Consider the following 22,338-nt stretch of genomic DNA (forward strand, 5'->3'; position numbering starts at 1 on the left):
TGGCTGTCGCAAGCTTTGTGTTCTAGATTGATAATTCATATCACTCTCACCTGATTGCCAGGAGCTTGCCATGGAACAGAAATACATCAAGCTTTACGACGAATACACCCACTCCACCATGAGTCGTCGGGATTTCATGGATCGGCTGACAGCCATGGCAGGCAGTGCCGGTGCTGCCGCACTCTTGCCTGTGTTGCAGAACAATTATGCGCATGCCGAAACCATTCCGGCGACAGATGCGCGTCTTGAAACTGGCGCCATCAGCTATCCGGGTGCTGCCGGCAAAACCATGCGTGGTTATCTGGCCAAGCCCAAGGGCGCGGCCCGGTTGCCGACGGTAGTCGTCATCCACGAAAACCGTGGCCTCAATCCGCATATCGAAGATGTGACACGCCGGTTGGCAGTGGAAGGATTTGTTGCCCTGGCGCCGGATGCGCTGGCGCCCGTGGGTGGTACCCCGGACGACATGGAAAAATCGCGTGAGATGATTGCTGCACTGGATATGAAGGAAACACTCGCCCACTATCTGGCGTCGGTCGATTACCTGAAACAGCGTACGGATTCGACCGGCAAGGTGGGCTGTGTCGGTTTTTGCTGGGGTGGCAGTATGGCCAACCAGCTGGCTGTGAATGCGCCTGACATGCGCGCGGCTGTTGCCTATTACGGGGGTCAACCCGCTGCTGCTGATGTTCCCAAGATTCGGGCCAGTGTGCTGCTGCATTACGCGGGCATGGATGAGCGCATCAATGCCGGTATTCCTGCCTATGAGGCCGCGCTGAAGGCGGCGGGGACGGATTATCAACTGTCCATGTACGATGGCGTCAATCACGCCTTCAATAATGATACCAACGAAGCCCGCTATGACCGGCAGACCGCTGAATTTGCCTGGGCTCGGACCATTGCCTTCCTGAAAGCAAAACTGGCTTGATCGGGTTCAATGTGGCTGCGCTTGACAGCTAAGTCCTCGAACAGGATAATCGCGTTCTCTCCAAACGGGGTGTAGCTTAGCCTGGTAGAGCGCTACGTTCGGGACGTAGAGGCCGGAGGTTCGAATCCTCTCACCCCGACCAGGTTTCCTGAGTAAAATCAACAAGATGCCGTACAGCCACTGTACGGCATTTTTTGTTTTTGGCTTTCTCGGTGGCAAATTAGTGGCAAATTGCCATCTTTCGCAACACGGTCGTGCGCAAAAAATGCAGGCCGCTACATGCCGCACCTTATCCGGCCGGTATCCTCTTTTTTTGTTATCGTAGTCCTCGCTGATCAACCCCTGCACGGAATCCGGGATACGCGCACATGACTGATTCAACTGCATCCGACCGTAACCCGTGGGCGGTTTTTCTGATATTCCTGCGGCTTGGCCTGACTTCATTTGGCGGGCCGATCGCGCATCTGGGTTATTTCCGCCATGAATTTGTCGAGCGCCGTGCCTGGCTCAGTGAGCGCAGTTATGCTGATCTGGTTGCGCTTTGCCAGTTTTTGCCGGGCCCGGCCAGCAGCCAGGTAGGCATCGCCCTGGGTTTGTCCCGCTGTGGCTATGGCGGGGCGCTGGCGGCCTGGGCAGGCTTCACCTTGCCATCGGCATTGCTTCTGGTTCTGTTCGCACTCGGAATTTCCAATCATCAGGCTGTCGTGTCGCCAGGCGTGGTGCATGGTCTGAAAGTGGTCGCCGTTGCCGTGGTCGCCCAGGCGGTATGGGGAATGGCGCGCAATCTGTGCACGGATGTCTTGCGCGTGAGCATCATGGCAGGGGCTGCCAGTTTGGTGCTGCTGTTGCCTTCTGCCTGGATGCAGATCGGCGTGATCGGATTGGCTGGTTTGTCCGGAATCTGGCTGTTCAAGCCGCAGCAAGCCATTTCCCACGATCCTTTGCCTCCCCGGATCGGGCATCGGGCGGCCTTGTTCTGGCTGATTCTGTTTTTTGCGTTGCTGCTGGGTTTGCCGTTGCTGGCGGCTATCTTGCCAGGGCAAACGGTGGCGATGGTTGATGTTTTCTACCGTACCGGTTCGCTGGTGTTTGGTGGCGGGCATGTCGTGTTGCCGCTACTGCAGGCCGAAACAGTGCCATCCGGCTGGGTCAGTAATGAGGTCTTTCTGGCTGGCTATGGTGCTGCGCAGGCTGTTCCTGGCCCGCTGTTCACCTTCTCTGCTTTTCTCGGCGCATCCAGCAGCATGGCGCCCTCTGGCTGGATAGGTGCCGCGCTGTGCCTGCTGGCGATTTTTGCACCCTCTTTTCTGCTGGTGTTCGGGGTGTTGCCGTTCTGGGAAAAACTGCGCCGCAATACCCGTATCCAGGCGGCTCTGGCTGGCATCAATGCGGCGGTGGTTGGCCTGTTGCTGGCCGCGCTGTATCAGCCGGTCTGGAATAGTGCCATTCTTCAGACCGAGGATTTTGTACTGGCGCTGCTTGCCCTGATCGCTCTGATGTTCTGGAAATGGCCGCCGTGGCTGGTAGTAGTGAGCTGCGGGCTGGCTGGTGTTGTGATTGTTTGAGGGCGCGATTGTTCGGTTTCTTGCATAACCTCACCATGATCTGTCGCGAGAGGCCGTCAGCGGGGTGTGGCACAGCGCAAAAACCGGGGTGTACAGGGAGTAAATGAGGACGCCTCGCAGAAAGCACCTTTTCGGTGTTTTGAGCAGCACATGAGCCCCGATCACGGCTTCGCAGCAAGAGCGTGAACAAGTTCTAAGCGTAAAAACCGGGGGTAAAAGTGCCCCTAAAGATTGGCTTTGCCGTGTTTGATCTGTGGGCTGTTTTTTGCCTTGGACATAAAACCGTTATTCGGCAATCAATCATGCGCACCACATCACGCCAGCGATAGCATCAGTTTATTGCGATTCGATCCTGTTGCGTCCAGAGGCCTTTGCGCGATACAACGCTTCATCCGCACGCTTGAAAATCGCATCCGTATCTTCATCGGGCAGGCATTGGGTAACCCCGATACTTACGGTCAGGCGCGGGAAATCCGGCAGGCTGATTTGCTCGATGGTTTTCCGAAGCGATTCGGCCATGAGCACAGCCCCTTCAAGGCTGGTCAGGGGAAGCAGGATGACAAATTCCTCACCGCCCCAGCGACAGACCGCATCACTGTCGCGAACCCGTGATTCCAGGGTTCTTGCCAGCAAGATCAATCCTTCGTCGCCTTTGTGGTGGCCGTACCGGTCATTGATATCCTTGAAGAAATCCACATCAATCAGCAGCAGGCTGTAAACCTGGCCGTAGCGCAGGGATTGTGCATGGGCGGTGTGGATCAAGTGAAGAAACTGCCGCCGATTCCACAGGCCGGTCAGGGGGTCTTTCAATGCCGCCTGCTGCAGTTCTTGCTCCAGGCGTTTTTGTTCGGTGATGTCATGAATGATGCCGAGCATCAACCGCTTGCCATCCAGCACTACGGGGCCGGCGTAGGTTTGAACATGCCGCGTGGTGCCATCTGCCAACCTGTGCATGAAACTCAGCGGTTTATGCCCACCTGGCAGTTTTGCAACTTCATGCATCACGGGCAGGACATCCCGGCCCATCGCGTTGATTTCCCAGGTATGTTTCAGACACATCTCATCTGGTGAGTACCCGTAAAACCGGGTTGCGGCCAGATTGGCATCAACGATTCGTCCATCGCGTGCCGGATCGATCAGGAGCATCGGCACACTGCTGGTGCGGAAAAGTTGCTCATAGAAGTTGCAGTCAACGCAATCGCCTTGCTTGTAACAGGATAAGCCTGGGCAAGCTGGAAACCCGGGAGCCGCCGTGACGGAGCCGGTTATTCCCTCGACGACGATAAGTGGCTCATTTGCCGAACTGGTCAGGGAAAAACGGCAACTCAGTGGCTGGCTTTTTCCATCCTTCCACGTGGTCCAGATTTCGACGATGACCTCTTTCTTGGCGAGGTCAGGCAGATAGGCTTCGAGCTGAAGCTGGGCATGTACGGAAAAGGGCCCGTGCCGCAGATGGGTCAGATCTAGCCTGGGCGATAAATCGCAAGCAGCTGAATTGGCAAAGCATATTTCCTGAGTTCGTGGCAAAACGATCCAGACCGGTGTGCTCAGGATATTGAGTGCATCGAACTGTGATAAGGCCTGCACGGACGCTTGCAACGGTTCCACCTTATGGTTAATTGTCCAATTTCTGGATTGCAATACCCGGCGATATCCAGTTCGGGTGTTACGAATCCGTGATTCTATGCAAGGACTGCTTCATGACTGCGCTTGTCTGCGCAGTATTTCGATCATCTGCATGGCATCGTCGAAGTTGAAAATCGCGGTACTCGGCCAGTATTGCCATGTGGCGATCGAGGCAGCGGTGGGCCTGATCCGCCTTGTTATCTTGGCGCAATAGCCGGTCAATTTCCTTGGTGTTTCTGGCAATATCTATCAGACCCAGCGAACCGGCAACACCTTTAATAGTGTGGATAATATTTTCTGCCGCAGCAACGTCACCGGAAACAAGATACCCCTTCAGCTGATCCGTGTCTTCAGCATGCGTGGCGGCAAACTTGCGCAGGAAATGCACATATTTCTGCATGTCTTTGGATTGGGATCACCTCCCCAGATCGATATTGGTGTGTCTCGGAACCAATGGCGGACGCCATGCAAAAGCCAGGAAATGCTGAGGCCATGAGCCTCTTGGTGTCCGCTTGGCAGCGCATGCTCGAATAGTGGTCTGCAATGGCTTATAAAGATTTACCAGGTTCTGTTGACGCTTGATTGTTTTTTTTACGCAAGTCTACCGTCGGGGCAAGAGGTCAAGCGCAAGCAATACGGGCGTATTGCAAACGTGGGCGGCAAAGCATCCGGCAAAATTGGCGCGCTTGCCCTGAAACAAAATTCCCGCCTGCATAAAAATTAATCAAGTATCAATAGAATCTAAACTCAAGACTGCTTGCACTGTCCGATGGTCGTCAATGGCCCGGCAAGTGGGGCATGCCAAGTATTCAAAATGCTGACTGGAAGCCGGAGGCCGCATGCAAAGCCCTGTTTTCCCAAGAACGCCCTTGCTGGCAGGCAGCGACAGCGAGCAAAAACGGGCGGAAATCCTGCATTATTTCCACGCGACTTTCGATCGTTACGAGCAGTTGTTCGAGGTGCTGACCTGCGACGAAGCCTACGTCAAGAAGCCCATTTCGCTGCGCCATCCGCTGATTTTCTATCTCGGTCACACCGCCACCTTTTTCATCAATAAATTGGTGCTGGCCGGCCTGATCGAACAGCGTATCAACCCGGCGTTCGAGTCGATGTTCGCCATCGGTGTCGATGAAATGAGCTGGGACGATCTCAACGACGCCCGCTACGACTGGCCCAGTGTCACGGCGGTCAAAACCTATCGCCAGCAGGTGCGAGCGACAGTCGACCGGCTGATCCGGACATTGCCGCTGCAGTTGCCGATTGGCTGGAACCACCCGTGGTGGATCATCCTGATGGGGGTCGAGCACGAGCGCATTCACCTGGAAACCTCGTCCGTGCTGATCCGCCAGCACCAGTTGCGTTACGTGACGCCGCATCCGGCCTGGATGCCGTGCCGCACAGCAGGCGAGGCGCCGGCGAACGCGCTGGTTGCTGTTCCTTCGAGCGAGGTACGCCTGGGGCGGGAGCTTGATGATCCGTGGGTATACGGCTGGGACAACGAATTCGGCCGCCATGCCGCCGCCACCGCGCCATTCCAGGCCAGCCGCTATCTCGTCACCAACCGGGAATATCTGGCTTTCGTCGAGGCGGGCGGCTACACCGACGACACGCTGTGGCAGGAAGAGGGCGCCGCCTGGAAAACATTTGCGCAGGCGGAATATCCGACCTTCTGGATCAAGGACGGCACAGACTGGCGTCTGCGTCTGATGCTGGAAGAAGTACCGATGCCGTGGGATTGGCCGGTGGAGACCAACTATCACGAGGCCAAGGCGTTCTGCCAGTGGAAAGCGCGCGTCAGCGGACAGCCGGTGCGCCTGCCGAGCGAGGATGAGTGGCACGCGCTGTCCCGCTTCGCTGGCGTTTCCAGTCGGTTAGGCAAGGAGATCGCACCAGCCAATCTGCAGCTTGACCACTACGCGTCGTCCTGCCCGGTGACCACGTTCGCGCACGGCCCGTTCTTCGACGTGATCGGCAACGTCTGGCAGTGGACCGAGACGCCGACCTATCCGTTCGAGGGTTTCCAGACCCACCCGATCTACGACGATTTCACCGCGCCGACTTTCGACGAGCGGCACAACCTGATCAAGGGCGGATCGTGGATTTCCTGTGGCAACGAAGCGCTGATCGAATCGCGCTATGCGTTTCGCCGCCATTTCTTCCAGCATGCCGGTTTTCGCTACGTGGTCAGCGCCGCGCCGGTCACCGCACCGCCCTCGCGCTACGAAACCGACCAGCTGGTTTCCGAATATGCCGAATTCCACTACGGCGACGAGTATTTCGGCGTGCCCAACTTCCCGCGCGCGCTGGCCGAGCTGGCGATCGCCGCGATGGGCGAGCGGCCAGCCGGGAAAGCACTCGATCTCGGTTGTGCCGCCGGCCGTGCCTCGTTCGAGCTGGCGCGCCATTTCTCGCAGGTCACCGGCATTGATTTCTCGACCCATTTCATCCGCTTGGGCGTGCAATTGGCGGAAACCGGCCGACTGCGTTACACGCTGGTCGAGGAAGGTGAGCTCGTCTCCTATAAGGAACGCAGCCTCGCCGAGCTTGGCTTGGGTGGGCTTGCCGGAAAGGTCGAATTTTTCCAGGGAGATGCCTGCAATCTCAAGCCGGTGTTCAGTGGCTACGACCTGATTCTCGCCGCCAACCTGATCGACCGCCTGTACAGCCCGGCCAGATTCCTCGAAACGGTGCATGAACGCCTGAATCCGGGTGGCCTGCTGCTGATCGCCTCGCCCTATACCTGGCTGGCGGAACACACCAAACGCGAGGAATGGATCGGCGGCTTCAAGAAGGACGGCGAGAACTTCACGACGTTCGACGGACTGAAATCGATCCTGGGTGAGCACTTCCGTCTGCTCGGCGAGCCGGTGTCAGTGCCGTTCGTCATCCGCGAGACGCGACGCAAGTTCCAGCACACATTGTCGGAAGTCAGTGTATGGGAACGTTTGTAAGTACGGGAGTTCTAATGAATTCCCGCATTCGCAATGAATGCCCGGCCCCCCAGGCTGACAGTCGGAATTTTCCCCTGCCGGTATCGAACGCAATCTTGAACGCAGGAGGTCAAAATGAAAAATCCGCTTGGTTTTCAACATCTCAAAGTGGTTGCCCTGGCCGTGAATGACTTGGCGCGGGCAGAACGCTTCTACCGCGATACGCTCGGGTTCGTGCCGGCAATGGAGGGCGGGCAACAAATAGGCTTCGCCTTGGGCGATATCGCAATTCTGCTCAAGCCCGTCTCTGATGGCTGGTATGCCCGTCCAAGTGCAGAGCTCAATCCGCGCCTGACTGTTGCGGTCGAACATGCGCTGCAAACGGAAAAAGAGCTGGTAGCACGTGGCGTGACGATCAGCGATCCGGTGCGACAATATCCGCCGGAAAACTTCTACATTGGCGCCTTCCTCGATAGCGAGGGCAACAAGATCTGGTTCTGCTCGCCAACCGCGCAATAAATTTCGACGGTAGTTCGAGATCAACACAAAAGCCGGCGCCAGGGCGCCGGTCTTTTCATGGTTTCGCATCCAGTTCGGCGCGGTGGCGGCGGAACGCCGGGGCAAGCAGCAGCAAGGTCAACAGCAGCCAAATCGGCAGCACTTCAATGGCGCTGGCGAAGGCTTGTTCGGAAGAGCTTTCGCCGTTCAGCGCGCGCAAGGCCAGCGCAAACATCAAGCTGACAAAACCATAGCCCAGATTAAAGACCAGCCCCTTGAACGAGAGAACGGTGGCGCGTTGCGCCGAATGGGCATGGGTGTTCAAGGTATTGGAAACGATATAACCCAGCGCGGTCATGGCTGCGGCAAGCGGGATGCTGAACACGACGCCCCAGTGCGGAATCTTGAGCGCAACGCCCGCCAGCCCCGCCAGCGTCAGCACCGTGAGAATCATGAAATTGCGCAGCAATGAACAGGATCGCACCAGGCGTCTGGCCAGCGGTGCGACCAGCATTCCCAGCCCGGCCATCGCGGCGCCGATAAAACCGAAGCTGGCCTCAGGCAGATCGATCAGGCGGTAGAACGCGCTGCCGAAAGTCAGGAACAAGCGAACCACGCTATCGATCAGCACGCCCCCGATGATGACAAAGAGCGCGATGGGCGTTCGCAGGATCCAGGTCCCCGCATCCACGATGCTCTGCCAGTTGTTTGTCGCATGCTGATGCGCGCGGGCAGGTGTGTCCATTGCGGCGGGCTCGCGCATTCCGATCGCCAGCCACAACACGATTGCCGCGCTGACCAGATTCAAGGCGATCGGGAAACGCAGCGCAAGGCCTTGATCGATACGCAAGTCGCTGCCAAACAACGCGATGAGGCTGTTCACCAGATGCGGGTCGTACACGGCGGCGCCGATCAGCATGGCCAGGCACAGGCCCAATGATTGCCAGTGCATGACGTCGGCCATTACGTCCGGCCACTCGTGGCTGCGGGATTCCGCCGCAAGTGAATCGTAGGCCAGCGATTCGTCCGCACCGCTCGCCAGCGCCTCCGCCAGTCCGCTGAGTACCCGGTTCGCCAGGCAGAACAGCAACAGGGCCAGCCCACCGTTACGCGGTGCCACGAGGAGCAAGGACATTTCAAGCACCATGCAGAGCGCTGAGGCGATGATCAGGGGACGCCGCCCGATGCGGTCCGCAAGCGCGCCCGAAGGCACTTCGGCCACGACGATGACAATGGCCCATGCAAAATTGAGCAGCGTGTATTGCGTGGCCGAAAGCCCCAGGTCGAGGAAAAGTACCGCCAATACCGGGTAATAGAACCGGGAATTGAACAGCACGCGAAAGCCAATGAAGCGTTTTCGATTGGAATCGGCGAGGCTTGGAAAGGGCAGAACATTCATGGTGCTTGGCCTTTCTGTTGACGAGACACATGCATCCAATAGAGTGCGATTCCTGAAAGATCAGCCTAGCCGATTCCTGGGGCGCGGGGTCTACTTTTACGCAGATTGCGCTCGTTAGCCTGCTGCGCAGCTCGAACGGCAGCTTTCTGCATTGGCTCCTGCTACGCAGGGTGTCCACATGATTTTGTAAACACCCCCGCTACGTTTTGGTATTGCTGAAAATGGAAAACGCCCTGCGTTGCAGGGCGTCATTATGTGGTGATCAGGTTTAATTTCCGGGGTGCAGGTTCGAATTGCGCCGGGCGTAGCAGAAATACACCAGCAGTCCTGCCACCATCCAGATCAGGAAGGCGTACCAGGTGAAGGCTTGCAGGAACATCATCAGAAACAGGCACATTGCGGCCGACAATGCCGGTACAACAGGCGCACCGGGGCAGCGGAAGCCGCGCGGCAGGTCGGGTCGGGTCTTGCGCAGAATCAGCACGGCAATCGAGATCAGCGTGAAGGCTGCCAGTGTGCCGATGTTGATGAGTTCAGCCAGCACATTCAGTGGCACCAATGCGGCGATGGTGGAAAATACCACGCCTACGGTCCAGGTCGTGAAGTACGGGGTGGCATAGCGGGGGTGGATACTCGACAGTTTCTTGGGGAGCAAGCCGTCGCGCGACATCGCGAACAGAATACGGCTTTGGCCGTAGGCCATGACCAGAATCACGGTGGTCATGCCGATGATGGCGCCCAAGTCGATGAAGCCGGCTACCCAGTTCTGACCTGCATACTGCAGTGCCAGTGAAACCGGGTGATCCACGCCGGCAAATTTCTGGAACGGAACGATGCCTGTCATGATGAGAGACACAATGACGTAGAGCGTGGTGCAGGCTGCGAGCGAGCCGATGATGCCGATCGGCAGGTCGCGCTTCGGGTTTTTGACCTCTTCTGCTGCGGAGGTTACGGCGTCAAAACCGATAAAGGCAAAGAACACGATGGCAGCGGCATTCATCATGCCGGATGCGCCAAACGGCATGAACGGTTGCCAGTTTTCCGGTTTTACATGCCAGATTCCGACCGCAATAAAAAGAATCACGACCGAAAGTTTGATTGCCACCATCACGTTGTTGAGCTTTGCTGATTCACGCATGCCACGCGAGAGGATGAAGGTAACCGCCAGCATGATCAGGGCAGCGGGCAGGTTGATGAAGGTAGTTACGCCGGGAATGGCGCCGGGTGCGGCAGTCAGTATCTGAGGCAGGTTGATGCCAAAACCGGCCAGCAGCGATTGGCAGTAGCCGGACCAGCCGACGGAAACCGCTGATGTAGCCAGCCCGTATTCCAGAATCAGATCCCAGCCGATGATCCAGGCTACGAGCTCGCCCAGCGTGCTGTAGGCGTAGGTGTAGATCGAGCCGGATACGGGAATGGTCGAGGCGAATTCGGCATAGCAAAGCGCGGCAAATCCGCAGGCAAGCCCCGCCAGCAGGAAAGACAGTACCAGCGAAGGGCCGGCTGTTAGCGCGCCGGTTCCGGTCAGGACAAAAATCCCGGTGCCAATGATGGCGCCGATGCCCAGAAGCACCAGATCCATAGCGCCCAGCACTTTTTTGAGCCCCTCTCCGGAGGCATGTGCGCCGATCATTGCATCGATATCTTTGGTTCGAAAAATGCTCACGTTGTCCCTCTGTATGGTGGTTGCCCTCAAAGGTCGATGGCTTTGAAACGGCAGAAGGCGCGCATTATTCCACTGCCCCCAATTCGAATTAAGTTGGGATAACCCCGACATCGGGCGGGATACTAGGTTTTGCCGACGTTTTGCCGGGCATGCCCACTGCGATCAGGAAGGGGTCAGCATTGCCAAACGAATGCCTCATGCTTGGCCTGTAAAACTTAGTGCGGAGGGGCGTCAGCACCATCTGATGCCCCGCCGTGTTGTATTTTTTCAAGTACAACTTCAAGTGGGTTCGAATGGTAGCAAGGTGCATCGGGCAGAAAGTTGAGCCAGCAGATCATCTTTAAAACGCTCAAACACCAGCCAGTTTCTGTGCCCGCTTTGCCACCTTCCTCTGCCTTGGCAAAGTGGCTCTACGATTGATCTTAGCTGGTCATCGTGCCAGTGAAATACGGTCAGGTTTCCAAAGGGGAGTTGCCGTACCCAGATTCGTTTTCCGTTAAACAAAAACACCCACGATGTCCTTGTCGTGCCGACCTGTTGAGCGATTTCAGGAGCCGGCTCAACGGGGAAGTGAATCCAACTTCGACGAAGCGGATCTTTCAAGACTGCTTCTTCAAGGTCGTTCCAATCCCATGGCTGGTGGGCCCAATCACTCAGATCAATCTCGATTGCCGGAATATCAAAGGCTTTTAACTTGTCAGCCTTGGCCGGGTCGACATGATGGTTGACTGCGATTTCGATAATGAGCGGATTTTCACTGGTGGTGGTGTAGCAGTCGGCCACAATCAAATCCCCGTTGGCCGGGTTTTCCATCCGGTACTCCAGCTCGACCGTATCCAACAAGATCATCTCCGTAAGCCCTGATGAATGTGGGATTGCCGGTTTGTTTATCCGTTTATGGTCAGAGATAACTTGTTTAGCGGCCAAATGCAGCGCCGTTTCCGCACAACCAGCAAACTCGCTGGAGTTGTCGTGTGCGAAATGATGGGCTCTTTCTTGCCCCCCGTTTTTTGCAATCAAAGGCGCGTGGCAGTGTGGGCATGTGCACTGACAGGCTGCGCCGTTTTCTACTTGATTGATGTGTGCAATGCGGCCATTGGACGCAACAGCAAATGACATGGCAACGCGACTGGTGGTTTGCATGGGTAACTCCTACTTAGGTTGAACACGGAGTTACTGTGGCTGGCAGGGTGGCGTTAGAATAGTCGTTAACCGTCTTGCGACAGAAAGGGATAGTTTTGGGATCCTTTGGAATCAATGAATTAGAAGATGATCTATCAGACGTCGATTTGCAGCTGCTTAGTCGAGCAGCGAAGTCGTTGGACCAGTACATTGGTCAGCACGCAGAGAAAAACCAATCGTTTGATGCCTTACGTGCGGTAGCGCAGTTGACGGTAGAGCGAATTAACTCTGGTCGCAGTGGTGAAGATCTGCGGTGCACTGCGCAAAACATTGTGGAAGCTGCTGGATTTCAAATCTCAGAATCTACTCAACCTGGGAAGGCGCTATCTAGACCCTGGAAAGCGCTTATCGAGGAACGCTTGCATGAGCGGCGCGGTGGCATTCAGGAGTTTGCCGCAGCATCGGGGCTTAAGCACTTTGCTTGGCCCAAGAAAGAAAAAAGCGATGGAGGGAATCCATCGCGGTATTACCTGAAACTCCTGCCGATTTCTGATGAAATTCTCCATCGAGTAAAACCTGCGTTGCCAGGGCAAATCACCTATATCCGTGATCTGGAGCCTGAGCCCTCATGGTGGGCGAAATTTATCCTGCGGGGTGGTTATCGACTGGCGGGATGGCGGCGCTTTTTGTTTCTTAGTTACTTGATTGGGACGCTTCTTCTTTGTGCTGCGGTTGTTGGATTTATGTCTCTGGTGATGTTTTTTTCGTCGTCGCTGAGTACCAAAGATATTGCCACAGCAGTGTTTTCTTCCATGGCATGGGCTTGGCTAACATGGGTGACATTAAGACCCTATAGCAAACTGCTTGATTGGCGAATCATCATGGCTCCGAGCGGCATGGTTTCGTTTCGGGAGCTGGATGTTCAACTTGAAATGATGCGAGATCCAAAATTAGGATCTGATCAGCCCACAACAATTCGATTGGTGAGGTATGCCAGTACCTGCCCAATTTGTGGTGGGAAAATCGCGGTAGCTGATGGCAAGAAAGAATTTCCGAATCGTTTGGTTGGACGCTGCCGGGAGAATCCTGCCGAGCATGTGTACAGTTTTGATCGACTGACGTGTGTGGGAAAGTTATTGCGGTAGTTTATTTAATTACTCAGGTGACTCAGAAAATGGCAATTGCGGCTGATTGGCGCCAAAGAATGACTCCTGACCAAAATTTTCAGTCTGGCTATGCGCTGTGAAACAGCCAACCTGCACGAAGGCCTGGAAAGTTTCTGCCATAAACGTAAGCCAAAAAGGCAACGCAGGGCGATATAATGACGAAAGGTTGGTGGAAAATCTCATCGGTGAGCAATTCCAAACAAAACTAGGGGGCGTAGTTGGATACAACAAAGGGATCGCCAGATAGTAATAACCCTCTTGCCACAGCACAACGAGAAACGGCTGGTGCGCAAACGTTCGAGAAATACGAATACCAGTACCACTGGGCACTGTGTCGAATCCTTGGCGCTCATGAAAATTTTGACGATTACGTTGTCTTTATCGAGCTGCATGAAGACGTGGTGTTGGCGACTTCGACCGATGAATCCCTCGCGCAGTTTGAATTCAATCAAATAAAAAATGTCAGTTCTTCTCCGTGGAACAAGAAAAAACTGACTTCGGTCCCTAAGGCGACCGCCAAGAAAGTTACAAACTCAATTCTCGGAAAGATGCTTCAAGGTGTTCGAGAAAAGCCTTTTGCTGACAAGCTGAATTCGCTCGATTTGGTTGCAACCTGTGGCTTCAACCTGCCTCCTAAAACAGATGGACTAAAACTCTCGATCATTTCGATTGGTGATCTGCACGATGATTGCTTGAAAGACATCCAAGCTGCGATCGATAAGGAACTTGGCAAATACCCCATCCCTAAAAGCTTGAGGTTCATCACCCCCGATTTACCTGCTTCCGGCTTTCAGGATGTAGCTATTGGCCGAATTTCCAAGCTTGTCGAGGTGAAAGCTCCTGGAGCCAAGTGCAATGCATCATCAATCTATCGCACACTAATTGATGACTTACATCGCAAGGGAACTGTGGCGTTTGACTTTACTGAATGGAACAACCTTATAAAGAACAAAGGAACAACTCACAGTGACGTTGAGAGAGTTATCTCGTCATACACAGAAAGCAAGGGTATTGAGACTTTTTTGCAGGACTTCGATGACATCCTTAACGATTTGGAACTGAAGTCAAATAAGCGGATTCAGGTTCGCAGAGCTTTTGAGCGCTATCACAATGCAGTGCGCCTAGAGCGCACCTTGATTGCTATCGACAATCAACAGGTAGTCAAGGATACGGTTGAAAGTAACTTTGAGATATTCGAAGAACAAGGTGCAAAGGAATTTATGGAGCAGGCACTTTGGGCTTTGCCGGAAACTACCAAAAAAAACCTTATCGATTTGGAGTCAACCCAAGCCGCGATCATCTACGAGCTGTTGAGTAAATGCCATGAAAAATGAGCCTACCATTGACAACTTTAAATTGCTGATCAGAAATCTCAGGACAAAGCAGCATGAAAAACTTAGCATTCAAACGACTGGTAGTAGCCTCCGATACCCTAAAGTCCGGAAATCAGTTCGAGTTCAAACCCCGCTTCAACCTGATCACAGCGAACGACAATAGCATTGGAAAATCGACTCTAGCCAAGCTGTTGTTCTGGACTTTGGGTGGAGATCCGGAGCTGGATGTTACATGGACATCATTTGATGCTCGCTGCTTGGTTGATTTCAGTGTCGGCAACGAGACCTATCAGGCTGGACGATACGGGAACATAATGTTTCTCCGTCGTCCTAATGGCCAATGGGAAAAATTCCCCAAGATCACTGGCGCGTACTCTGAGGCCTTTGCTGAAATCGTTGGCTTCGAGGCCCTGTTACCAAATAGGGACGATTCAACCAAACTAGAGACCCCTCCTCCTGCTTTCTACTTCCTGCCTTTCTACGTTGATCAGCAGCGCAGTTGGTCTCAAGCTTGGAATGGCTTCACCAAACTCGAACAATATTCCAAGTGGCAAAAGACAATCATCGAATATCACACAGGTTATTTACTGCCTGAATTTTTCACATTCGAAGAGCAAATTGCAGCTAAAAATCTTGAGAAAAAAACAGCAGAAGTCGAGGTCAAAAAGATTGAGACTACTATCGAGGTAGTCAAAACGTATTTACCAACATCGACTAAAGCCATTGCCCTTTCAAAGGGAGAGTTCGATACCCTTGCTACAGAAGTATCTGAAGACATCACCAAACTTCAGGCCAAGCAAGAAGAACTGCTTAGGACAGTTGCCGAAATCCAAACGGAACGCCTCTATTTGCAGGGGCAACTTGATTTGGCGAAGCTGGCATCTGCTGAGCTTGAAAAGGATTACACCTTTTCTGTCGAATGCGTTGAAGGCGAGTCCCTGCTGTGTCCGCTGTGTGGAACCGTGCACGATAACTCGTCACCAAGAAGAGCCTCCATCCTGGCTGATAAGGATGAGGCAGATAGCCAGGTAATGCTGCTCAGCGGAAAGATCGAGCGCCTGGGGAAAAAACTAGCCAAAACTCAAGAACTGCTTGAGGGCACGCGTACTGAAATTGAGGCCATCAACAATAAATACAAATCGCCTGAGCCCTCTGAAATGACAGATACAGAAGCGATCACGGCCGAATCATCATTCCTAGACTGCATTATTTCTCGTGCAGTCCAGAAGCATGTGCAACGGACGATGGAGACCAAGACAGCTCTGATTCGAACCATCAAGTCCGCTAACAAAAAATTGAGAGAAAAACAGAAGAAGCTACTGACCAAAGAAGAGCGAGAAGACCTTGATGCCGCGTTCAAAGACACCCTGGCCAAGTATGTCGGTGAGCTGAAGGCTCAAGGTGTTAATTTGTCACCAGTCGAGTCCCCTCTTGATTACAAGAAGCTCTACGGAAGTGGTGGAGCGGCAGAAAGCACCCGTGGCATCCTGGCGTACTACATGTCCGTTATCCGACAGGCACACAATGCAGGGAATGAGGCTTTTTCGGCTGTTGTAATCGACACCCCGAATCAACAGGAGCAAGCCGATTTTAACTACGAGAAGATCCTCAAATTCCTGATGGATACGGTGCCTTCAAATGCACAACTCATTTTGTGCGCGATGAACCGTAGCGAGATACAGAGCTACAAGAGTGCGGCGCACGTTATTGCGCTGGACGAAGAGAAGATTCTCAAAGATACAAAATACGCTGAGTGCCGAGCTTTACTCAACTTCGATGGTTCTATCCTTTCGTCATCGCCAGCGCAGTGATAATCGAGATGCCGCCCCCGTAATGAAAAAAGCTCCATTTCGGAGCTTTTTTCATTATCTGCGTCGCTAATTTTTCACTAACTTGGCGCAGTTTTCACTTTCTGTGTCATCCGACAAATCAAACATCCAGGTTCCGTGCCACCAGGGCGTTCTGTTCGATGAACTGACGCCTTGGTTCCACCTGGTCGCCCATGAGGGTGGTGAAGATTTCATCGGCGGCAATTGCATCATCGATGCTGACCTTGAGCAGGCGGCGCACGGTGATGTCCATGGTGGTTTCCCACAGCTGTTCCGGGTTCATTTCGCCCAGGCCTTTATAGCGCTGGATGCTCATGTTGCGGCGGACTTCGTTCAGCAGCCAGTTCAGTCCTTCCTTGAAGGAAGAGATCGGCTGGATGGCTTCACCGCGGCGGATGCTGGCTTCCGATGTGAGCAGGCCTTGCAGCATGTCGGCAGTCTTGCGGATCTGGGCGTAGTCGCCGGAGGTCAGGAAGTCTTCGTCGATGTACTGCATGCTGGTAATGCCATGCAGACGGCGCTCGATCTTGAGGGTGAAGACACCTTCCGATTCGCTGATGTTGAAGCTGAATGCCGGGTTGTTGATGGCTTGCGCGAGCTGGGCGGCACCGCTTTCGGCTGATTCCTGGCTGGAAAGATCCAGTGCCGGGATTTCAAGCATGGCTTCAAGGATCTGCGGGTCGAGGAAGCGGCTTTCGCGCTCGATCACGGCTTCGGCAATGAAGTATTGGCGTGCCAGTGTTTCCAGCGCATCGCCGGCAATGCCGGGGCGATCCTGGCCTGGCAGCAGTTCGGCATTGCTGAGCGCGGCGCGCAGCAGGTGCTGCTTGAGTTCCGATTCGTCCTTGAGGTAGGTTTCGCTCTTGCCGTGCTTGACCTTGAACAGCGGCGGCTGGGCGATGTAAACGTAGCCGCGCTCGACCAGTTCGGGCATCTGGCGGTAGAAGAAGGTCAGCAGCAGCGTGCGAATGTGCGAGCCATCCACGTCCGCATCGGTCATGATGATGATGCGGTGATAGCGCAGTTTTTCCAGGTTGAATTCGTCCTTGCCGATGCCGCAGCCCAGCGCGGTGATCAGCGTGCCGACTTCCTGGCTTTGCAGCATCTTGTCAAAGCGCGCGCGTTCCACGTTCAGGATCTTGCCCTTCAACGGCAGGATGGCCTGGAATTTGCGGTCGCGCCCTTGCTTGGCGGAGCCACCGGCGGAATCACCCTCGACCAGATAGAGTTCAGACAGCGCCGGGTCTTTTTCCTGGCAGTCGGCCAGCTTGCCGGGCAGGCCCAGGCCGTCGAGCACGCCCTTGCGGCGGGTGAGTTCACGCGCCTTGCGTGCGGCTTCACGGGCGCGGGCGGCTTCAACGATCTTGCCGCAGATGGTCTTGGCGTCGTTCGGGTGTTCCAGCATGAATTCGGCCAGCTTGCCGGCCACCACTTCTTCCACGGCCGGGCGTGCTTCACCGGAGACCAGCTTCATCTTGGTCTGCGAGGCAAATTTCGGATCAGGCATCTTCACGGAGAGCACGCAGGCCAGGCCTTCGCGCATGTCATCGCCGCTGATCTCCACCTTGGCCTTCTTGGCGATCTCGTGTTCTTCGATGTATTTGTTGATCACGCGCGTCATGGCTGCGCGCAGGCCGGTAAGGTGAGTGCCGCCATCGGATTGCGGGATGTTGTTGGTGAAGCACAGCACCTGTTCCTGATAGCTGTCGTTCCACTGCATGGCCACTTCTACCGTGAGCTCGACATTGTGGACCTGGCCGGTGGTGACGAGCGTGGTACCTTGCGAGTAGAAAACGGTTGGGTGCAAGACGGATTTGGTGCGGTTGATGTAATCGACAAAGCCCTTTACGCCGCCGGAGAAAGCAAAGTTCTCTTCCTTGCCGGTGCGTTTGTCGATCAGGCGGATCGCTACCCCGTTGTTGAGGAAGGAAAGCTCGCGCAGGCGCTTGGCCAGAATTTCGTAATGCCATTCAACCTGGCCGAAAATTTCCTCGTCCGCCATGAAATGCACTTCCGTGCCGCGCTTTTCCGTTGTACCGAGCACCTTGAGGGGAGAAACCTCTACGCCATTCTGGATCTCGATTTCACGGTTGACTGCCTTGCCCTGGTTGAATTCCAGGAAATGTTTCCTGCCGTCGCGGCGAATGGTCAGGCGCAACCACTTCGAGAGCGCATTCACGCACGATACGCCCACGCCGTGCAGGCCGCCGGATACCTTGTAGCTGTTCTGGTTGAACTTGCCGCCGGCATGCAGCACGCACATCACGATTTCGGCAGCAGAGCGCTTGGGTTCATGCTTGTCGTCGAACTTGATACCCACCGGAATGCCGCGGCCGTTGTCGGTGACGGAGATCGAATTATCGGCATGGATGGTGACCACGATATCGTCGCAATGGCCAGCCAGGGCTTCGTCGATGGCGTTGTCGACCACTTCGAACACCATGTGGTGCAGGCCGGTGCCATCCGAAGTGTCGCCGATATACATGCCGGGGCGCTTGCGTACCGCTTCCAGCCCTTCCAGTTGCTGGATCGAGGATTCGTCGTAGTCGTTGCCGTTTTGGGCAGCGCCGTTTTGTGGCAGATCGTGTTCGCTCATGTGTGTCTCGCTTGAATCCGGGGTGTGCCTAGAAAGCACAAAAGGTCGGGGCAGGCCCCGACCTTGCAGGTATTGCCATTGATCAGATGCGCATTGGCATCACGATGTACTTGAAGTGCTCGTTGTCCGGGATGGTGACCAGCGCGCTGGAGCCGGCTTCGCCAAAAGCGACATGCAGGGTTTCCACCGGGATGTTGGTAAGAACGTCGAGCAGATACTGGATATTGAAACCGATATCGATCGGGGTATTGGCGTAATTGACTTCCAGTTCTTCCTGCGCTTCTTCCTGTTCGGTGTTGTTACAGATGATCTTGAGCAGGCCATCGGTCAACACCAGGCGCACGCCACGGAATTTTTCATTGGAAAGGATGGCGGCGCGCTGCATGGCAGCCAGCAGAGTCTGGCGCTCGATCACCAGCAGCTTGTCGTTGCCGCTCGGGATAACGCGGTTGTAATCCGGGAACTTGCCATCTACCACCTTGGTGTGGATGACCACGTTGCCAAAGCTGAATTTGACCTGGTTGCCGGCGATGTCGATCGCCACTTCGTCGTCGTTATCGGCCAGTGCCTTGTAGAGTTCAAGAATGGTCTTGCGCGGCAGGATGACTTCGTTCTTGTCGAAACTGGACGAAAGCTCGGCCGAGGCGAAGGCCAGGCGGTGACCGTCGGTGGCGACCATTTTCAGCAGATTGCCGTCCGTTACCAACAGCAAGCCGTTGAGGTAGTAGCGGATATCCTGGTGTGCCATCGCAAACTGCACGCGGGAAAGCAGGGCCTTGAGCTGGCCTTGCGGCATCTTCAGCGTGGCGCGCAGGTTGGTGTCCACCGCGAGTTGCGGGAAATCATCCGCAGGCAGGGTCTGCAACTGGAAACGGCTTTTGCCGGCCTTGACGGTGAGGCGGCCATCCGCTTCTTCCAGTGTCACCACGACCTTGTCCGGAATGGCGCGCAGGATGTCGGAAATCTTTTTGGCAGCAACGGTAATCGCAAATTCACCCCCGGAAAATCCTTCGGCCTGCCGGCTGGTAATCTGGATTTCCAGATCGGTACCGGTGAAGGTCAGCGCATCGCCTTCTTTTTTGATCAGGACGTTGGAAAGAATGGGCAGGGTGTGGCGGCGTTCGACGATGCCGGTCACGGTTGCAAGGGGTTTCAGCAAAGCGTCGCGTTCTGCCTGAAGCTGTTGCATGGTGCCTCTTCCGGGTGGGTTTGTAATGGGTGGATTCTACCTGATTGCAAGCTTGTTTGCAGGCGTGCGGCCTGTTGTCTGGGGCTGTCCGCAGTCTTGCGCTCCGTCTCTGTTTGGAGTTTTGCCGCGGAGGTTGCGAGGCTTGTCAGCCACGCAACATCTGCAGCAGGTAGGCGTACTGGGTGCCGATTTCCTGATCGTTCTGGCGCATTTCCTCGATGGTGCGACATGCGTGCAGCACGGTGGTGTGATCGCGCCCGCCAAAGGCATCGCCAATGGCCGGCAGCGACATTTGCGTGAGTTCCTTGGTTAGCGACATGGCGATCTGGCGTGGTCGCGCAATATCCCGCGTACGCTTTTTGGAATGCATGTCGGCAATCTTGATCTTGTAATAATCAGCCACCGTTTTCTGGATGTTTTCTACCGAGACCAGGCGGTTACCGGATGCCAGGATATCGCGCAGGGCTTCGCGAGCGGTTTCAATCGTGATCTGCTGGTTGGTGAAACGGGCGAATGCGACTACGCGGTTAAGCGCCCCCTCGAGTTCACGCACGTTCGAGCGCACGCTCTTGGCGATAAAGAACGCTACGTTGGCATCCAGATGGAAGTGCAGCGCTTCTGCCTTCTTGAGCAGGATGGCTACGCGCATCTCGAGTTCCGGCGGTTCGATCGCGACGGTCAAGCCCCAGGAGAAACGCGATTTCAGGCGTTCCTGCAGGCCTTCGATATCGCTAGGGATGCGATCGGAGGTCAGGATGATCTGTTTGCCGGCCTCGACCAGTGTATTGAACAGATAGAAGAATTCTTCCTGCGTTTTATCTTTTCCGACAAAAAACTGGATGTCGTCCACCAGCAGCAAGTCGAGCGAGTGGTAGTAACGCTTGAATTCCTCGAACCCCTTGTGCTGGTAAGCGCGCACGACGTCGGCAATGTACTTTTCGGCCTGGATGTAGCGGATGCGCACATCGGGGTTGTGCTGGTGGATGCTGTTGCCGATGGCGTGGATCAAGTGGGTTTTACCCAGGCCTACGCCGCCATAGACAAACAGCGGGTTGTAGCCGGAACCAGGGTGGCGGGCGACCTGTTCGGCCGCGGCGCGCGCCAGCTGGTTGGCCTTGCCGGTTACCAGGGTGTCGAAGGTGAACAGCGGGTTCAGTCGATGTGTTTCGTGGTTGGCCGCTGCCGTGCCAAAGCGCTTGGCAGGCTCGGTCTTGACGGGCTGTGGCTTGGGCTCTTCCTTGGTATGGCCGGCAAATTTCGGGCTGCTGCTACTGGGGCGGCGAGCAGGGGTGCTGCCAACGCGCAGTTCGATGGCCGGGGTGCTGCCTTCCAGGTAGGTGGCTGCGGCACGTTCAATGATGCTCAGGTAGCGGTCGCGAATAAAATCCAGAAAGACCGGATTGGGTGCGGCAATGGTCAGTATGCCGTCGTTGACTTCCGCCGAGAGCGGCTTGATCCAGATATTGAATTGGCTGGCACCAAGACTTTTTTCCAGTTCGGACAGGCAGTGGGGCCAAAGGTTTTCCATATCGGGCATCGGTATTTAAACGAAACGGCCCGCGGCAGTCCGTGTGTACGCTGCAGGCGGGCATTCGTATTTTTTAAGGGTGGTCGGGGGATGATTCTAGCGCGCTGTCATGGAATTATCCACAGGCGAATGATTTTTTCATGTGGTGTGGAGATTGACAAAGGGGTGGACTGCGGGTGTAATAGGGAGTTTACTAGCTCAACTGCCAAACAAGGTCCAGGGAACTTCCATGAAGCGTACTTTCCAACCCTCCGTTATTCGCCGTAAGCGCACCCACGGTTTTCGTGCTCGCATGAAGACCCGTGGCGGTCGTGCTGTTCTGAACGCCCGTCGTGCACGCGGTCGCAAGGTTCTGTCTGCCTGAGGCTAAGCCTCAAGGGCTGACAGCCACAAGCTTGACAAGCGTTTCTCGTTACCGCTTTCTGCGGGCGATGCGCTTGCTGAAAACGGATGATTTTTCATCCGTTTTTAGTTTGCGCCGCACGGCTGGCGATGCTTGGTTCCAGGTGCTGGTGGCGCCCAATAATCTCCCTTGCGCACGTCTGGGGCTGGTTGTCGGGCGCAAGACGGACAAGCGCGCAGTCCGGCGCAACTACATCAAACGTCTTGTGCGTGAAACTTTCAGATTGCAGGCGCAAGAACTTGCCGGTCTGGATGTAGTCGTACGCGCACGCTGCAGTTTTGGCCGATCCCAGGGGGGCGAGGCAAGAAAGGCGTTGAGGCAATTGTTTCAGAGAGTGCAGCGATGGCGCGCCTGATAATCGGCCTGCTGCGGTTTTATCAGCTGGTCATCAGCCCCTGGCTGGGTCCGCGCTGTCGCTACACACCTACCTGTTCTCAATACGCTATTGAGGCGGTCCGCCGCTATGGCGCATTCAAAGGCGGGTGGCTTACAATCCGACGTTTGGCCCGTTGTCACCCTTGGGGGGGCTGTGGCCATGATCCTGTTCCCTAATTTTCTG

The 22,338-nt window shown here is 55.2% G+C and carries 18 protein-coding genes and 1 tRNA gene; 11 read left to right on the top strand and 8 right to left on the bottom strand.

The window, feature by feature from the left end:
• Nucleotides 1-70: 70 nt before the first annotated feature.
• The 3 genes from AC0KVQ_RS02455 (at nt 71) to chrA (ending at nt 2,493) form a co-directional block, all read left to right on the top strand.
• Entirely contained in the window at nt 71-928 is an 858-nt protein-coding gene (locus tag AC0KVQ_RS02455; protein WP_473419519.1) for a dienelactone hydrolase family protein, read from the top strand.
• Between the two features lie 65 nt (nt 929-993).
• Nucleotides 994-1,070, top strand: a tRNA-Pro gene (locus AC0KVQ_RS02460).
• Between the two features lie 226 nt (nt 1,071-1,296).
• Entirely contained in the window at nt 1,297-2,493 is a 1,197-nt protein-coding gene (gene chrA / locus AC0KVQ_RS02465; RefSeq protein WP_473419520.1) for a chromate efflux transporter, read from the top strand.
• Nucleotides 2,494-2,829: 336 nt separating this feature from the next.
• On the opposite strand, the gene AC0KVQ_RS02470 is transcribed toward chrA, so the two are convergent.
• Nucleotides 2,830-4,080, bottom strand: coding sequence for a GGDEF domain-containing protein (locus AC0KVQ_RS02470; protein ID WP_473419521.1), 1,251 nt, complete (start codon nt 4,078-4,080; stop codon nt 2,830-2,832).
• 79 nt (nt 4,081-4,159) lie between these two features.
• Nucleotides 4,160-4,519 (bottom strand): Hpt domain-containing protein, encoded by a 360-nt coding sequence (locus AC0KVQ_RS02475; RefSeq protein ID WP_473419522.1) that lies wholly within the window; start codon nt 4,517-4,519, stop codon nt 4,160-4,162.
• A gap of 439 nt (nt 4,520-4,958) precedes the next feature.
• Here AC0KVQ_RS02475 and ovoA point away from each other — a divergent pair, with 439 nt between their 5' ends.
• The gene (gene ovoA / locus AC0KVQ_RS02480) at nt 4,959-7,070 is read left to right on the top strand and encodes a 5-histidylcysteine sulfoxide synthase (protein ID WP_473419524.1); all 2,112 of its coding nucleotides are present in this window, start codon (nt 4,959-4,961) and stop codon (nt 7,068-7,070) included.
• A 114-nt stretch (nt 7,071-7,184) separates the two neighbouring features.
• Nucleotides 7,185-7,568 (top strand): VOC family protein, encoded by a 384-nt coding sequence (locus AC0KVQ_RS02485; protein WP_473419525.1) that lies wholly within the window; start codon nt 7,185-7,187, stop codon nt 7,566-7,568.
• Between the two features lie 55 nt (nt 7,569-7,623).
• On the opposite strand, the gene AC0KVQ_RS02490 is transcribed toward AC0KVQ_RS02485, so the two are convergent.
• The 3 genes from AC0KVQ_RS02490 to AC0KVQ_RS02500 all read right to left on the bottom strand — a co-directional run bounded on the left by AC0KVQ_RS02490 (nt 7,624) and on the right by AC0KVQ_RS02500 (nt 11,755).
• Entirely contained in the window at nt 7,624-8,946 is a 1,323-nt protein-coding gene (locus AC0KVQ_RS02490) for an MFS transporter (protein WP_473419526.1), read from the bottom strand.
• Between the two features lie 268 nt (nt 8,947-9,214).
• Nucleotides 9,215-10,612 carry an amino acid permease gene (locus AC0KVQ_RS02495; protein WP_473419527.1) on the bottom strand — a complete coding sequence of 466 codons (1,398 nt, stop codon included), beginning with the start codon at nt 10,610-10,612 and terminating at the stop codon, nt 9,215-9,217.
• A gap of 279 nt (nt 10,613-10,891) precedes the next feature.
• Nucleotides 10,892-11,755 (bottom strand): hypothetical protein, encoded by an 864-nt coding sequence (locus AC0KVQ_RS02500; RefSeq protein ID WP_473419528.1) that lies wholly within the window; start codon nt 11,753-11,755, stop codon nt 10,892-10,894.
• A gap of 95 nt (nt 11,756-11,850) precedes the next feature.
• On the opposite strand from AC0KVQ_RS02500, the gene AC0KVQ_RS02505 reads away from it, so the two are divergent.
• The 3 genes from AC0KVQ_RS02505 (at nt 11,851) to AC0KVQ_RS02515 (ending at nt 16,045) form a co-directional block, all read left to right on the top strand.
• Nucleotides 11,851-12,879, top strand: a complete 1,029-nt coding sequence (locus tag AC0KVQ_RS02505; RefSeq protein WP_473419529.1) for a hypothetical protein — start codon at nt 11,851-11,853, stop codon at nt 12,877-12,879.
• Between the two features lie 239 nt (nt 12,880-13,118).
• Nucleotides 13,119-14,234: a DUF4297 domain-containing protein gene (locus AC0KVQ_RS02510; protein WP_473419530.1), complete on the top strand. Its 1,116-nt coding sequence runs from the start codon at nt 13,119-13,121 to the stop codon at nt 14,232-14,234.
• 53 nt (nt 14,235-14,287) lie between these two features.
• Nucleotides 14,288-16,045 (top strand): hypothetical protein, encoded by a 1,758-nt coding sequence (locus tag AC0KVQ_RS02515; RefSeq protein WP_473419531.1) that lies wholly within the window; start codon nt 14,288-14,290, stop codon nt 16,043-16,045.
• Between the two features lie 118 nt (nt 16,046-16,163).
• Here AC0KVQ_RS02515 and gyrB read toward each other — a convergent pair whose 3' ends face one another.
• The 3 genes from gyrB to dnaA all read right to left on the bottom strand — a co-directional run bounded on the left by gyrB (nt 16,164) and on the right by dnaA (nt 21,385).
• Nucleotides 16,164-18,659 carry a DNA topoisomerase (ATP-hydrolyzing) subunit B gene (gene gyrB, locus AC0KVQ_RS02520; protein ID WP_473419532.1) on the bottom strand — a complete coding sequence of 832 codons (2,496 nt, stop codon included), beginning with the start codon at nt 18,657-18,659 and terminating at the stop codon, nt 16,164-16,166.
• An 82-nt stretch (nt 18,660-18,741) separates the two neighbouring features.
• Nucleotides 18,742-19,848 carry a DNA polymerase III subunit beta gene (gene dnaN, locus AC0KVQ_RS02525; RefSeq protein WP_473419533.1) on the bottom strand — a complete coding sequence of 369 codons (1,107 nt, stop codon included), beginning with the start codon at nt 19,846-19,848 and terminating at the stop codon, nt 18,742-18,744.
• Nucleotides 19,849-19,993: 145 nt separating this feature from the next.
• Entirely contained in the window at nt 19,994-21,385 is a 1,392-nt protein-coding gene (gene dnaA, locus AC0KVQ_RS02530; RefSeq protein ID WP_473419534.1) for a chromosomal replication initiator protein DnaA, read from the bottom strand.
• Between the two features lie 220 nt (nt 21,386-21,605).
• On the opposite strand from dnaA, the gene rpmH reads away from it, so the two are divergent.
• The 3 genes from rpmH to yidD are packed head-to-tail and all read left to right on the top strand — an operon-like array spanning nt 21,606 to nt 22,331.
• Complete coding sequence (gene rpmH / locus AC0KVQ_RS02535) at nt 21,606-21,740, top strand: 50S ribosomal protein L34 (protein ID WP_473419535.1); 135 nt, start codon at nt 21,606-21,608, stop codon at nt 21,738-21,740.
• A 31-nt stretch (nt 21,741-21,771) separates the two neighbouring features.
• Complete coding sequence (rnpA, locus tag AC0KVQ_RS02540; protein ID WP_473419536.1) at nt 21,772-22,134, top strand: ribonuclease P protein component; 363 nt, start codon at nt 21,772-21,774, stop codon at nt 22,132-22,134.
• A complete protein-coding gene (yidD, locus tag AC0KVQ_RS02545; RefSeq protein ID WP_473419537.1) occupies nt 22,122-22,331 on the top strand; it encodes a membrane protein insertion efficiency factor YidD in 210 nt (69 codons plus the stop codon). The genes rnpA and yidD overlap by 13 nt, the downstream gene beginning before the upstream one ends.
• Nucleotides 22,332-22,338 lie beyond the last annotated feature (7 nt).

The organism is Formivibrio sp. oc-25, from assembly GCF_055810895.1.